Consider the following 13,682-nt stretch of genomic DNA (forward strand, 5'->3'; position numbering starts at 1 on the left):
GGTTGTCGGGCGGAAGGCATAGGCTCACAGCCGCATCACCGCCTGACGGTCGATCTTGCCGGTGCCCGTTTTCGGTAATTCTTCGATGAAGACGATCTCACGCGGATATTTGTAAGGCAGCAGCTTCGCCTTTACGTAGTCCTGCAGCGCCTTCGTCATTGCCGACGCGTCGTGCGATCGGCCATTGGTCACCACCACGGCCTTCAGGCTCATCCGCCGATCCGATAGCTCATGCGCGAACACGGCGCATTCCCTGATATCGGGATGCTCGGCGAGGCAGAGCTCGACCTCGAGCGGATAGACCCATTGGCCGGAGATCTTGACCAGGTCGTCGGCGCGGCCGCGGAAGAAATGGAAGCCGTCGGCATCCCGCACGAAGCGGTCGCCGGTGTAGATCCAGCCGTCGTCGCGGATCGTCTCCGCGGTCTTGTCCAGACGGTTCCAGTAGAGCGGCGTGTTGGAGTCGCCGCGTACCCAGAGAATGCCCTCTTCGCCGGTGGCGACCTCGCGTCCTTCGCCGTCGCGCAGCGCGATCTCGTAGCCGGGAACGCGCAGTCCGGCGGCGCCGAGCTTCTTGCGGTCCTCGCGGTTCGAGAGATAGACGTGAAGAACCTCGGTCGAGCCGAGACCTTCGACGATCTCCAGGCCGGTCAGGCTCTTCCAGCCGTTGAAGACCTCGGCCGAGAGCACCTCGGCCGCGGAGACCGCGAGCCGCAATGACGAGAAGTCCGCCTCCTTCGCACCCTCAGCCTTGGTGAGCGCGGTGTAGAGCGTCGGCAGGCCGAAGAACACGGTCGGACGGAAGCGGCCGATCGCATCGAAGATGGCGGCGGGCTTCGGCTGGCCCGGCAGCAGCAGCGTCGTCGCTCCGGCCGAGAATGGAAAGGTGATCGCATTTCCGAAGCCGTAGGCGAAGAAGATCTTGGGCACCGAGAAGCAGACGTCGTCCGGCTTGAGCCGCAGCACGTTGCGGGCGAACGCCTGCTCGCTATAGGCCATGTCATGCTGCAGATGGACGATGCCCTTGGGACGTCCGGTCGAGCCGGACGAATACATCCAGAACGCCATCTCATCGCGGTGCGTGTCGGCCTCTGGCAGCTGATCGGCGAAGCCTGGCAGCCACGCATCGACCGCGACCGTCGTTGCGGCGGCGGTAGCCGGCGCCGCGCCATTGACGACGACCAGTGTGCGCAGCGCGGTCTCGGCGCAGGCCTGCGCGTCGAATCGTGCGGCAAACTCGGCATCGGCGACCGCGACCTTGGCGCCGGAATCAGCGAGATAGAATTGCAGCAAATCCGGCGGCGTCAATGTGTTGATCAGCAGCGGCACGAAGCCGGCGCGTACCGCGCCGAAGAACGCAGCCGGATAGGCCGGCGTGTCGTCGAGGAACAGCAGGACACGGTCGCCGCGGCTGAGCCCGAGCGAGGTGAAACCGTTACCCCAGCGGCAGGCCTCGGCACACAGCTCGGCATAGCTGCGCTGACCGGCCGGGCCGATCAGCGCGGGCTTGTCCGCGTTGCCCTTTGCGAGATTGTCGAACAGCACGCGGCCGGCATTGAAGCGGGCGGGAATCGCGAAGCCGATCTCACGCGCGCCGGCGCTGTCGCGCGGAACGTGGTCGGCGATCTCTCGCGTCATACGCGTGCTCCCGTGTTCCGAGATGCCTCGTAGCGGGCCATGAACTGCGGGGCCATGGCTCGCAGCCGCGTGTCGTCGATGCGGCCGGACCGGGTGATATAGCTGTAGGCAAAATCCATCAGGCCGAGCGTCATGTGCGCCGGGAAGGACTCGTACCACTCGGCGCTGGTCCGGGCCGCCGCCACCAGCTTCTTCACGATCGGCTGCCGCTCGGCCTGATAGCGGGCGAGGCCGTCCGAGAGGCTGGTCTCCGCATCGAGCGCCTTGGCGAGCGCGATCGCATCCTCGATCGCCAGCCGCGTCCCGGAGCCGATCGAGAAGTGGGCGGTATGCAGCGCGTCGCCGATCAACACCATGTTCCGGTGCCACCAGTGCTCATTCCAGACCCAGGGAAAATTGCGCCACACCGACCGGTTGGAGACCAGCGCGCGACCGTCGAGCGTGGCGGCGAACACCTGCTCGCAGACGCGCCGGGATTCGTCGACCGACATCTCGGCGAAGCCATAGGCGTGCCACGTGGCGCGATCGCATTCCACCAGGAACGTGCTCATGTCCGGCGCATAGCGATAATGGTGCGCGTTGAAGCTGCCGCGGTCGGTCGCGACGAAGGTCTGCGACAGCGTGGCAAAGGTCTTCGACGTGCCGTACCAGGCGAACTTGTTGCTGGAGTAGGAGACGGAGAAGCCGAAATCGCCTTCGAAGCTGCGGCGAACCAGCGAGTTCAGTCCGTCGGCAGCGACGATGAGGTCGTAGCCTGCGAGCTGATCCAGCGACTGGATGATCGTGCCGTAACGGGCCACGACGCCGACGCTTTCGGTGCGCGCCTGCAGCAGCTTCAAGAGTTCGAGCCGGCCGATCGCAGAGAAGCCGACGCCGTCGATCTCGACGTTCTCGCCACGCAGATTGAGCGTGATGTTGCGCCAGCTCTCCATGCACGGCGCGATCGCATCCACGGTGTCGGGATCGTCGGCACGCAGGAATTCGAGCGCCTGGTCGGAGAACACGACGCCAAAGCCCCAGGTCGCCCCGGCCGGGTTCTGCTCGAACAGATCGACCACGGCGGCGGGGTGCCGCTTCTTGAAGAGATAGGCGAAATACAGCCCGCCAGGGCCGCCGCCGAGCACGGCGATGCGCAAGGGCGTCCTCCACATTGACAGTATACTGTTTAGTTTGGATCGGAGACTAATCCCTCATTTCGATCGAGGCCAGGGAAATCTTATTGCTGAAGATCGAGCCGGCGGCCGCAGGTCACCCCGACGGGCTTCTGCCAAAGATCGCGTCGAGTGCGGCGATATAGGTGCTTTCGACCAGCTCCGGCGCATGCCGGCCGAGCGCCTCCATCTTCACGCCCGAATTGATTTCGAGCACCTGCCAGCGTCCATCGGCCAGCACGAGGTCGACCGATGCGTAGCGGATGCCGATGACGCGTGCCGCCGCGGTGGCGAGTGCGGCACAGAGGTCCCGCTGCGCGCCTGGTTCGAGCAGCTCGGGGTGAGCTCCGAACTCGAGATTGTGCCGCCAGCTCAGCAGGCGCTGCTCGCCGTGCGGCACGATCGCGCGCAAGGCCGGCGCGTCGAATTCCGCATCGAGGCGCCGCAGGAGCTGTGCGTGCCCCGTGGCCGGAGTCGCCGACAGCGCGAGATCGAGCAGCGGCTGCACGCCGTCGCCGGTCACGGTGGGGCGCTGCTTGCGGTAGACGATCATGGACGCGTCATCGAGCTGCACGACACGGACTTCGTCAACGATGTCCATGAGCGGTGCGATCGCAACGTTCGCGCCGGTCCCGAAGATGCGGTTCGCTGCGTGCAGCAGTTCATCCTTTCCCGTGACGCGGACCACCATCCGTCCAGAGGTACCCTCGTTGGGCTTGACCACCAGCCCGCGCGGATACGTTTCCAGCAGCGCCAGCGCGGCCTCGGCCGTCTGCCCGGGCTGGCCGCTAAGGGCCGGAGCAAGAAAGAACGCGTGTGGAACCGCGGCAATCCCGTCGGCTCTCAGCAGCGCCGAGGTCGCCGCTTTGTCACAGGCCAGTCTGTGCGCCACCGCACTGTTCAGGCCGAGATCATAGCCGAAGATCAGGTGACGCCGGTTGGCATCCTCGAGCACCAGCAGCCAGCCGTCCTCCCGCACGTCGAGCGCGATGCCTCGTTCGACGCAGTAGCGGGTGATGGCGGCGAGCTGGGTCTGCGGATGGTTAATCATTGCTCAAGGATTGGGCCAGGATGCGGAATTAAAGTGCTGGAAAATCGGAATCTCGGCAAGTAAATTACCCTTATCGTTTGTGTACGAACGAACGGCCGATCGAGGCGAATCCGGGCATCAGCCGGCATGCATTTGATCGTGATCAATGGTGCGTCCATGCGGGTTGATTATTCGCTGTTTTCACGTACATCAGGCGCCGAAATCGCTGGATCTATAGGGTTTTTGCGGTCCTGCCTCCGTCACGACTTGTTTCTTCCAACTTCAGCCCACGTGAAAAAACAAACGACATGAGCGCGTTCTATAAAGAGAAAGTTCTTTCCGTTCACCACTGGACGGACACCCTGTTCTCCTTCCGAGCCACCCGCGATGCGGGCTTCCGCTTCCAAAATGGTCAGTTCGCGATGATCGGCCTCGAGGTCGAGGGCCGCCCGCTGCTGCGTGCCTACAGCATGGCCAGCGCCAATCACGAGGAGGAACTCGAGTTCTTCAGCATCAAGGTGCAGGACGGTCCGCTGACCTCCCGGCTGCAGCAGATCAAGGAAGGCGACACCATCCTGGTCGGCCGCAAGGCGACCGGCACGCTGATCCCCGACAATTTGCTGCCCGGCAGCCGGCTGCTGTTGCTGTCGACCGGCACCGGCCTTGCCCCGTTCGCCAGCCTGATCAAGGACCCCGACGTCTACGAGCGGTTCGAGAGCATCGTGCTGGTCCATGGCTGCCGCCAGGTCGCCGAGCTCGCCTATGGCGAGAGCGTCGTCGCGAAGCTGCGCGAGGATGAGCTGTTCGGGCCGCTGCTCGACGGCAAGCTGCAGTATTATCCGACCGTCACCCGCGAGCCGTTCCGTAACCGCGGCCGCATCACCGACCTGATCTCGTCGCAGCAGCTCTTCAACGATATCGGCCAGCATGAGCTCGACATCGCCAAGGACCGCATCATGATGTGCGGCAGCCCGGCGATGCTGGAGGAGCTCAAGACCATGTTCGAGTCGCGAGGCTTCCTCGAAGGCAGCGGCAACCAGCCCGGACACTTCGTGATCGAGAAGGCCTTCGTCGAGCGCTGAGCCGCCGACCCTTCGTTTGCGACTTTTCTGAAAGAGCGCCTCGACGCAATCGGGGCGCTCTTTTCGTTGGCAATATCCTCCTTGCGCGCGTCCGAGCGGCCGTGCGATTTTCGGCGCCAAGACCGGGCCTTCAGACGTCCGGCGCGAAACAGGGAGGGGACTTGGATTGCCCGCGTGGCGGCCATCCCCGTGATGACAGAGGGGATGAGCATGGATTCCATCGTACGGCGACAGACGCTCGGTGATCTCCTGCGGCGGAGCGCGGCGCGGACACCGACCAAGACGGCCGTGATCTGCGGCGAGATCAGCTGGACCTACGCCGAGTTCAACGCCATCGTCGACCGCCTCGCGGCCGGCCTCGCCGCCCAGGGGGTCGGCAAGGGCGAGCGCGTCGCGATCCTCGCGCGCAACTCGCATGCCTTTGCCGCCCTGCGCTTCGCGCTGGCGCGGCTCGGCGCCGTGCTGGTGCCGATCAACTTCATGCTGAAGCCGGAGGAGGTCGCCTACATCCTCAAGCACGCCGGGGCGCGGCTGCTCGCGACCGACAGCGGCTTCGCCGGCGTGGCGCGCGCCGCCAAGGCACTGGTGCCGGCGGTCGAGCAGCTGATCTGGCTGCCGTCGGAGGGCGCGAGCGAACGGCAGGGCGACATGATCGATTTTGCCGAGCTTGCGGCCTCGACGGCGCAAGTGCCCGCGGTCGAGATTGCAGGCAGCGATGTGGCGCAGATCGTCTACACCTCGGGCACGGAGTCGCTGCCGAAGGGCGCAATGCTGACCCATGATGCCGTGATCTGGCAGTATGTCAGCTGCATCGTCGACGCCGGCATCGCGGCCGAGGACGTCACCTTGCACGCGCTGCCGCTCTATCATTGCGCCCAGCTCGACGTGTTCTTCGGACCGTCGATCTATGTCGGCGCCACCAACATCATCACGGCGTTTCCGACGCCCGATAATCTGCTGCCGCTGATCGCGAAATATCGCATCACCTCGTTCTTCGCGCCGCCGACGGTGTGGATCTCGATCCTGCGCTCGCCGCTGTTCGAGACCACCGACGTGTCGACTTTGCGCAAGGGCTATTACGGCGCCTCGATCATGCCGGTCGAGGTGCTGCGCGAGCTGGCGCAGCGGCTGCCCAAGGTGCGGCTGTGGAATCTGTACGGCCAGACCGAGATCGCGCCGTTGGCGACGATGTTGGGACCCGATGATCAGTTGCGCAAGCCGGGCAGTTGCGGCCGCGCCGTGCTCAATGTCGAGACCCGCGTCGTCGATGACGACATGAACGACGTCGCGCCGGGCCAGGTCGGCGAGGTCGTGCATCGCTCGCCGCATCTGATGCTCGGCTATTTCCACGACGATGAGCGCACCGCCGCCGCCTTCCAGGGCGACTGGTTTCACTCCGGCGATCTCGCGACCATCGACGAGGAGGGCTACATCACCATCGTCGATCGCAAGAAGGACATGATTAAGACCGGTGGTGAGAACGTCGCCAGCCGCGAGGTCGAGGAGGCGCTCTATTTGATCCCCGAAGTGTCCGAGGTCGCCGTCGTCGGCCTGCCGCATCCGCGCTGGGTTGAGGCGGTCGTCGCAATGGTCGTGGTCAAGTCCGGCTGCGAGCTGACCGAGGAGGCGGTGCTGAAGCAGGCCTCGAGCCGTCTCGCCACCTTCAAGACGCCGAAGCGGATCGTGTTCGTCGATGCGCTGCCCAAGAACCCCAGCGGCAAGCTGCTGAAGCGGCAGCTGCGCGAGGCGCATTCGGGGTTGTTCGCGCAGGGGTAAGCGGCTGCCGTCTTCGAACAGTGCATATCGGCGCCGGGAGTCTCGGAGGCCGGCCCGGCGCTGCGGCTCGATCTCGCAGCGCGGCTGTCGACAGAAGGCGGCTATCGACGTTGTGATATCATCGATGGCCGATTGCGCGCGCTTGTGTAACGATTGCTTCGCGATACGCGTAGTATGGTGACACCAGACCTTCCACGAGCCGCCTCGAGGCCTCCCCATGGATACGCTGCTGCTCCCGTTTTCGCCGCGCTTCATCGTGCTGACGATCTGCGCCACGGCGACCGCCCTGCTGCTGATCCTCGGCATCTACGACCGCAAAATCTTCGATCTCGTCCTCATCCCACTCTTGATCTTCGGCGCGCTGACCTTGCTCGGCGTCCGCGATCTCATGCAGAAGAGCCACGCGGTGTTGCGCAACTACCCGATCGCGGCGCATCTGCGTTTCCTGCTCGAGGAGATGCGGCCGGAGATGCGGCAGTATTTCTTCGAGAGCGAGAAGGACGGCATGCCGTTCTCGCGCGACACCCGTGCGGTGGTCTATCAGCGCGCCAAGATGGTGCTCGACAAGCGCCCGTTCGGCACCCAGGAGGATGTCTACCGCGAGGGCTATGAATGGATGCACCATTCGATATCGCCCAAGCCGCGTGCGGAGGAAAAATACCGCATCTCCATCGGCGGCCCCGATTGTGCAAAGCCCTATTCGGCCTCGGTGTTCAACATCTCGGCCATGAGTTTCGGGGCGCTGAGCCCGAATGCGGTGCGCGCGCTCAACGGTGGCGCCAAGCGCGGCGGCTTCGCGCACGACACCGGCGAGGGCGGCTTCAGCCCGTACCATGCCGAGATGGGCGGCGACATCATCTGGGAGATCGGCTCCGGCTATTTCGGCTGCCGCCGCCATGACGGCACGTTCGACGCCGACGCGTTCGCGCGGGTCGCAGCCACCGAGCAGATCAAGATGGTCGAGCTCAAGATCAGCCAGGGCGCCAAGCCTGGCCACGGCGGCGTGCTGCCGGCTGCCAAAGTGTCCGAGGAGATCTCCAAGATCCGCGGCGTCGCGATGGGCGAGGACTGCATCTCGCCGGCGGCGCACCGCGCGTTCTCGACGCCGATCGGCATGATGCAGTTCATCGGCGAGATGCGCCGGCTGTCGGGCGGCAAGCCCGCGGGCTTCAAGCTGTGCATCGGCCATCCCTGGGAATTCCTGGCGATCTGCAAGGCGATGCAGGAGACCGGCATCTATCCCGACTTCATCGTCGTCGACGGCAATGAAGGCGGCACCGGTGCGGCGCCGCTGGAGTTCATGGACCATCTGGGCATGCCGATGCGCGAGGGCGTCAACTTCGTGCATAACGCGCTGGTTGGGATGAACATCCGCGACCGGATCAAGATCGGCGCCGCCGGCAAGATCGCCACCGCCTTCGACATGGCCCGCGCAATGTCGATTGGGGCCGACTGGTGCAACTCGGCGCGCGGGTTCATGTTCGCGCTCGGCTGCATCCAGTCCTTGAGCTGCCACACCGACCGCTGCCCGACCGGCGTTGCGACGCAGGATCCGACGCGCGCCCGCGCGCTGGTCGTTCCGCACAAGATCGATCGCGTCTACAACTATCATCATGCGACCCTGCATGCGCTGGCCGAGCTGCTCGCTGCCGCCGGCCTGGAACATCCGCAGGACCTGCGTCCCATCCACTTCTCACAGCGGACGTCGACCACCGAGGTCTCCTCCTTCGCAAAACTCTATCCGGCGCTGCGGCCGGGTGAGCTGCTCGAGGGTACGCAGGACATCCGCTTCCGTGATGCCTGGGCGCTGGCGCGGCCTGATACGTTCGCGGCGGTGCAGTGAAGCGTCTCGCGCAATCTTTTTTGGGAACCTTCGGGCTCGAATTCCATCTAAGCCATGCGTGCTCAGTTGGGATGATCGACAATGCCTTGGACCATAGCGACCACAGTCTCTGCGGCGACGACCGCCGAGGATGACCTGATCCGACGGGCAAAAGCCCGCGACGAGGCGGCCATTCGGGCCATCCTGCAGGCCAACAACCGCCGCCTGTTCCGGATCGCCCGCGGCATCCTGCGCAACGACAGCGAGGCGGAGGACGTCGTGCAGGAAACCTATGTCCGCGCACTCACCCATCTGGACGAGTTTCGCGGCCAGTCCAGCCTGTCGACGTGGCTGGTTCGCATCGCGATGAACGAAGCGATGGGGCGGCTGCGCGGACAGCGACCGGCATTGCAACTGGATGCGGAGCGAGAGAATAAACCTGGGGCCGAGGTGATCCAATTTCCCGCCACGTCGAGCGATCCGGAGAAGTCTGTGGCGCAGCGCCAGATCCAGGCCGTCGTCGAGCGGGCCATCGATGAACTGTCCGAGCCGTTTCGCCTCGTGTTCATCGCCCGCGTGATCGAGGAGATGAGCATCGACGAGACCGCGGACTTGCTGGGGTTGAAGCCCGAGACCGTCAAGACGCGCCTGCATCGCGCCCGCGGCATGTTGCGCGAGAACGTCGAAAAAGAGATCGGCCCCGTCCTTATGGACGCGTTTCCCTTCGCTGGTGCGCGTTGCGAGCGGCTGACGGATGCCGTGCTTGAGCGTCTGGCACGTCCGAGCTGAAGATTCTTGGGAACGTCGGCTCCCGTTTTTCATCCAATCCCTGTGCAGCCATTCATCCGCCGGCCACGAGGTCCGGCGGCACAGGAGATGAGAGCCATGTTCAAGCATATCGGCACGACGGTCGTCGTGCTCTGCCTCACGAGCAGTGTCGCGCTGTCGCAGGGCGCCAAGCTCAACGATCCGCAGATCGCCCATATCGCCTACACGGCCGGTGAAATCGACATCAAGGCGGCGAAGCAGGCCTTGGGCAAGTCCAGCAGCAAGGAGGTCAAGGAGTTCGCCCAAGGCATGGTGCGCGACCACGAGGCGGTCAACAAACAGGCCCTCGCCCTCGTCAAGAAGCTGAAGGTCACGCCTGAGGACAACGACACCAGCCGCGCGCTGTCGAAGCAGGCGAGCGAGAAGCTCGACGAACTCGGCAAACTCAAGGGCGCCGCGTTCGACAAGGCCTACATCGCCAACGAGGTCGCCTACCACAAGACGGTGAATGGCGCGCTGGAAACGCAGCTCATTCCGTCGGCGAGCAATTCCGAGCTGAAGGAGCTGCTGCAGACCGGCCTCAAGCTGTTTCAGGGGCACGAGCAGCACGCCGAGCATGTCGCGGCGGATCTGAAGTAGGATCAGCCGATGCTGTCGGGACGTCTCGCCTTCCTGAGTGCGGTCGTGCTTGCCGCGGTGAGCGTTCCGGCGCGCGCGGCCACGATCCGGATTACGATAGACAAGCTCGCGTTTTCGCCGGCCGTGGTTTCGGCCAGGGTCGGCGACACCGTCGAATGGGTCAACAAGGATGCGCTGGCTCATACGGCCACGGCGCGGGATGGCGCCTTCGATGTCACTTTGCCGCCGAGCAAGACGGTGAGCTCGGTCCTCAAGAAGGCGGGCACGCTCGACTACTACTGCCGCTTTCACCCGAACATGAAAGCGACCCTCACGATCGCGCCGTGACGCCGCAAGGCTCAATGCGGGTTCTCCAGGCTGAAGGTTTCGGACTGCTCGTCATAGGCGAACAGCTCGGCATAGCGGCCCCATGACACGATGGTGTGCAGCGTCTCGTCGGCATAGTGCTCGGACATGTAGTCCTCGAGCTCGATGCGGAAGCGCGCCGCTGGTGCTGCGTGCGCGGGGCGGTCGTCGAGCACGCGGCGGATCAGCCCCATCAGCGGCACGTTCTCCATCAAATGCTGCGCGAACAGCTTCTTGCGTTCGTCGGTATCGAGATGGGCGAACCGCCGTCCGGCCTCGGTCAAGGTCAGATCGCCTTCGCTGAGCTGGGCGAAGCGCAAGAGCTGCAGCGCCTCGGCCAACGGAAAGATCTCGTCGACCTCGAGCTGCAGATGGCCCGCCAGCACGGGCAAGTCGGCATGCCCATTATAGGGTTCGCCGGCAAGCGTCTCGACCAGGCCGGAGATCGAGTTCGAGGACACGTGGCTCAGCACCATGCCGACGCCGGCGCTCGCGGTGCTCGGCAGCTTCGGCTCGGGCCGCTGCGTCATGCGCGCGTAGAGGCTGTCGACCAATTGGCGGAACGCCGCATCGAGCCGGTTGCGCGGATGCGGCAGGTCGACCTTGAACTCGGCGGCGACGCGGCCGGGATTGGAGGAGAACACCAGGATGCGGTCGCACATCAGCACCGCCTCCTCGATGTTGTGCGTTACCATCAGCACCGATTTGATCGGCAGCCGGCCGTCGGTCCAGAGATCGATGAGGTCGGTACGGAGTGTTTCGGCGGTCAGCACGTCCAGCGCCGAGAACGGCTCGTCCATCAGCAGGAGGTCGGGATGCACCACCAGCGCGCGGGCGAAGCCGACGCGCTGGCGCATGCCGCCCGACAGCTCCTTGGGAAAAGCGGATTCGAAGCCGTCGAGGCCGATCAGATCGATCGCCGCGAGCGCGCGCTTGCGCCGCTCAGCGGCCTCGATGCCGAGCGCCTCCAGGCCGAGCTCGACGTTCTGCAGCACGGTGAGCCAGGGAAACAGCGCGAACGACTGAAACACCATGGCGACGCCGCGCGGGGGGCCGGCGATGATCTCGCCGCGGCAGCGCGCTTCGCCGGAGGAGGGTGACACCAGGCCGGCGATGATCCGCAGCAAGGTCGATTTGCCGGAGCCGGAGCGTCCGAGCAGGCCGACGATCTCGCCGGCGCGGATCGTGAGGTCGACCTTCTCGAGCACCACGAGATCCTCGCCGCTGCCCTTCGGAAACAGCCGGCTCAAGCTCTTGATCTCGATCAGCGATGTGTCTTTGACCTGGTCGCGCATGACAAATTCTCCCGGTCAGCCCAGCCGCAGCCGGCGTTCGCCGAAGGCGTAGAGCGGCCGCCACAGCAGCCGGTTGAACAGAGTGACGAGAATGCACATCACGGCAATGCCGAGCACGACGCGGGGGAAGTCACCACGCTCCGTGGCCGCGGCGATGTAGGCGCCGAGGCCGCTCGCGGTGAGATGGGTATCGCCCCAACTCGCGACCTCGGCGACAATCGCCGCGTTCCACGAGCCGCCGGAGGCGGTGATGGCGCCGGTGATGTAGTAGGGGAAGACGCCGGGCAGCACGACCTTGAACCACCAGCGCCAGCCGGTCAGCTGCAGGCTCGCGGCGGCCTCGCGCAGGTCGGTCGGGAAGGCGCTGGCGCCGGCGATGACGTTGAACAGGATGTACCACTGCGTGCCCAGGATCATCAGCGGGCTCAGCCAGACATTGGCGTCGAGGCCGTAGCGCACGATCAGCACGACGAACACCGGGAAGGCGAGGTTGGCCGGGAATGCGGCGAGGAATTGCGCCAGCGGCTGCATCCGTTCGGCGAGCTTCGGCCGCAGCCCGATCCAGACGCCGACGGGGACCCAGATCAGCGACGCCAGCGCGATCAGCACCACCACCCGCACCAGCGTGATCAGGCCGTAGCCGATCGCGCTGAGGACATCGGACGGTGCCAAGGTCGCCGAGAGATAGAGGGTAGTCTTCCAACCGGCATAGGCGCAGCCGAGGACGACCACTGCAAGCCAGAGACCGTCGACGAGCTGCGAGGGCGGCGCATGGCGGACAGGGCCGCTCCAGGCGTTCGGCCAGTTGATCCGCAGGTTCGAGAAGGTGCGGTTCAGCGCGGCGAAAGGCACGGACAGCCTGCGCAGCGCGCGGGTGCGCCGGAACAGATCGAGCATCCAGGAGGTCGGCGGATTGCCGGAGGCGGTCTGCTCGAAGCGGAACTTGTCGGCCCAGGCCACGATCGGACGGAATAGCAGCTGGTCATAGGCGGTGATCACCAGCAGCATCGTCAGCAGCGCGGCGGCAATTGCCGTGAGATCCTTCTGCTGGATTGCGAGTGCGACGTAGGAGCCGATGCCCGGCAGGGTGACCGTGGTGTTGCCGACGGTGATCGCCTCCGACGCCACGACGAAGAACCAGCCGCCGGACATCGACATCATCGCATTCCAGATCAGGCCGGGCATCGCGAAGGGCACGTCGAGCCGCCAGAAGCGCTGCCAGCCGGAGAGGTGGAAGCTGCGCGTCGCGTCCTCCAGATCCTTCGGCACGTTGCGCATCGACTGGTACATGCTGAAGGTCATGTTCCAGGCCTGGCTGGTGAAGATCGCGAACACGCAGGCGAGCTCGGCACCGAGCACCTTGCCGGGGAACAGGTTCATGAAGAACACGACGGTGAACGTCAGGAAGCCCAGGATCGGCACCGACTGCAGGATGTCGAGCAGCGGGATCAGCACGATCTCGGCGCGCCGGCTCTTGGCCGCCAGCGCGGCGTAGACGAAGGTGAACACCAGCGAGCAGGTGATTGCGAGCAGCATGCGCAAGGTGGTGCGCAGCGCGTAGAGCGGCAGGTTGGCCGGATCGAGCGAGACCGGGACCACGTCCAGCGCCGACAGCGGCTGCGTGGTCTGCTCGCCGCCATAGACGATCAGCACCATTGCGCCGACCACGATGATCAGCGCGACCACGTCCCAGACGTTGGGACGGACGGCGTCGCGCAGCACGGTGGTCCGGAGGTCCTGAAGCATCATCCGCGTGTCTCGTCTCGTCGTCCGCAGCCGACGGCTCCGGACGTCTCCTTGTCATGGCGCTGAGGGCTGGTTCGCGCCGGCGGGGCTGCCGGCCAAATCCGCACCCTAAGTGCCCTCTGTGATGGTTTGATTTCAAGCGGCGTCTGCCGGGATCCGGCCCCGTGGTCCGGCCTATCAAAGGATACGCAGGCCGCGTCTTCACGTTCCCGCGACATCGGATGTCCGGGGTGTGCTGGTCCGTCGGCCCTCGTTGAGCGTGAGGGCGCAGGGAAGGCCGGGCCTCGACTGAGGCCCGTGGCCCGCCTGCGAGAAAAATGCAGGCGGCAGGTACCACAGATCCTATGGGGCGGCGGGTGGTCAAGAAGGGTTAGGATTGGATTTCCGAAC

At 65.1% G+C, this 13,682-nt stretch carries 11 protein-coding genes; 6 read left to right on the forward strand and 5 right to left on the reverse strand.

Annotated features, from left to right (window positions below; genetic code table 11):
- Positions 1 to 24: 24 nt before the first annotated feature.
- From QX039_RS14970 to QX039_RS14980, 3 genes are all read right to left on the reverse strand, one after another.
- Positions 25 to 1,638, reverse strand: coding sequence for a benzoate-CoA ligase family protein (locus tag QX039_RS14970; protein WP_315773210.1), 1,614 nt, complete (start codon positions 1,636 to 1,638; stop codon positions 25 to 27).
- Positions 1,635 to 2,774, reverse strand: coding sequence for an FAD-dependent monooxygenase (locus QX039_RS14975; RefSeq protein ID WP_315773211.1), 1,140 nt, complete (start codon positions 2,772 to 2,774; stop codon positions 1,635 to 1,637). Before QX039_RS14975 ends, QX039_RS14970 begins: the two co-directional genes overlap by 4 nt.
- A gap of 112 nt (positions 2,775 to 2,886) precedes the next feature.
- A complete protein-coding gene (locus tag QX039_RS14980; protein ID WP_315773213.1) occupies positions 2,887 to 3,840 on the reverse strand; it encodes a RimK-like protein in 954 nt (317 codons plus the stop codon).
- Between the two features lie 287 nt (positions 3,841 to 4,127).
- Here QX039_RS14980 and QX039_RS14985 point away from each other — a divergent pair, with 287 nt between their 5' ends.
- The 6 genes from QX039_RS14985 to QX039_RS15010 all read left to right on the forward strand — a co-directional run bounded on the left by QX039_RS14985 (position 4,128) and on the right by QX039_RS15010 (position 10,233).
- On the forward strand, positions 4,128 to 4,901 hold the full coding sequence (locus QX039_RS14985; RefSeq protein ID WP_315735067.1) for a ferredoxin--NADP reductase: 774 nt from the start codon (positions 4,128 to 4,130) through the stop codon (positions 4,899 to 4,901).
- A gap of 210 nt (positions 4,902 to 5,111) precedes the next feature.
- Positions 5,112 to 6,677: an acyl-CoA synthetase gene (locus QX039_RS14990; RefSeq protein WP_315773215.1), complete on the forward strand. Its 1,566-nt coding sequence runs from the start codon at positions 5,112 to 5,114 to the stop codon at positions 6,675 to 6,677.
- A gap of 217 nt (positions 6,678 to 6,894) precedes the next feature.
- A complete protein-coding gene (locus QX039_RS14995) occupies positions 6,895 to 8,520 on the forward strand; it encodes an FMN-binding glutamate synthase family protein (RefSeq protein ID WP_315773216.1) in 1,626 nt (541 codons plus the stop codon).
- Between the two features lie 81 nt (positions 8,521 to 8,601).
- Positions 8,602 to 9,288, forward strand: coding sequence for an RNA polymerase sigma factor (locus tag QX039_RS15000; protein WP_315735060.1), 687 nt, complete (start codon positions 8,602 to 8,604; stop codon positions 9,286 to 9,288).
- Between the two features lie 96 nt (positions 9,289 to 9,384).
- Positions 9,385 to 9,906, forward strand: coding sequence for a DUF4142 domain-containing protein (locus tag QX039_RS15005; protein WP_315735058.1), 522 nt, complete (start codon positions 9,385 to 9,387; stop codon positions 9,904 to 9,906).
- Positions 9,907 to 9,915: 9 nt separating this feature from the next.
- Entirely contained in the window at positions 9,916 to 10,233 is a 318-nt protein-coding gene (locus tag QX039_RS15010) for a cupredoxin family copper-binding protein (RefSeq protein ID WP_315735056.1), read from the forward strand.
- Between the two features lie 11 nt (positions 10,234 to 10,244).
- Here QX039_RS15010 and QX039_RS15015 read toward each other — a convergent pair whose 3' ends face one another.
- Positions 10,245 to 11,546 (reverse strand): nitrate/sulfonate/bicarbonate ABC transporter ATP-binding protein, encoded by a 1,302-nt coding sequence (locus QX039_RS15015; RefSeq protein ID WP_315735054.1) that lies wholly within the window; start codon positions 11,544 to 11,546, stop codon positions 10,245 to 10,247.
- A gap of 15 nt (positions 11,547 to 11,561) precedes the next feature.
- Positions 11,562 to 13,295, reverse strand: a complete 1,734-nt coding sequence (locus tag QX039_RS15020; RefSeq protein ID WP_315735052.1) for an ABC transporter permease subunit — start codon at positions 13,293 to 13,295, stop codon at positions 11,562 to 11,564.
- Positions 13,296 to 13,682 lie beyond the last annotated feature (387 nt).

The organism is Bradyrhizobium sp. SZCCHNR1043 (assembly GCF_032489675.1).
Taxonomy (GTDB): Bacteria; Pseudomonadota; Alphaproteobacteria; order Rhizobiales; family Xanthobacteraceae; genus Bradyrhizobium.

Coding starts and splice junctions, on each gene's coding strand:
- QX039_RS15015 (WP_315735054.1), bottom strand. CDS start 11,546: ATGCGCGACCAGGTCAAAGACACATCGCTGATCGAGATCAAGAGCTTG.
- QX039_RS14980 (WP_315773213.1), bottom strand. CDS start 3,840: ATGATTAACCATCCGCAGACCCAGCTCGCCGCCATCACCCGCTACTGC.
- QX039_RS14995 (WP_315773216.1), top strand. CDS start 6,895: ATGGATACGCTGCTGCTCCCGTTTTCGCCGCGCTTCATCGTGCTGACG.
- QX039_RS15020 (WP_315735052.1), bottom strand. CDS start 13,295: ATGATGCTTCAGGACCTCCGGACCACCGTGCTGCGCGACGCCGTCCGT.
- QX039_RS14970 (WP_315773210.1), bottom strand. CDS start 1,638: ATGACGCGAGAGATCGCCGACCACGTTCCGCGCGACAGCGCCGGCGCG.
- QX039_RS14990 (WP_315773215.1), top strand. CDS start 5,112: ATGGATTCCATCGTACGGCGACAGACGCTCGGTGATCTCCTGCGGCGG.
- QX039_RS14985 (WP_315735067.1), top strand. CDS start 4,128: ATGAGCGCGTTCTATAAAGAGAAAGTTCTTTCCGTTCACCACTGGACG.
- QX039_RS15000 (WP_315735060.1), top strand. CDS start 8,602: ATGCCTTGGACCATAGCGACCACAGTCTCTGCGGCGACGACCGCCGAG.
- QX039_RS15005 (WP_315735058.1), top strand. CDS start 9,385: ATGTTCAAGCATATCGGCACGACGGTCGTCGTGCTCTGCCTCACGAGC.
- QX039_RS15010 (WP_315735056.1), top strand. CDS start 9,916: ATGCTGTCGGGACGTCTCGCCTTCCTGAGTGCGGTCGTGCTTGCCGCG.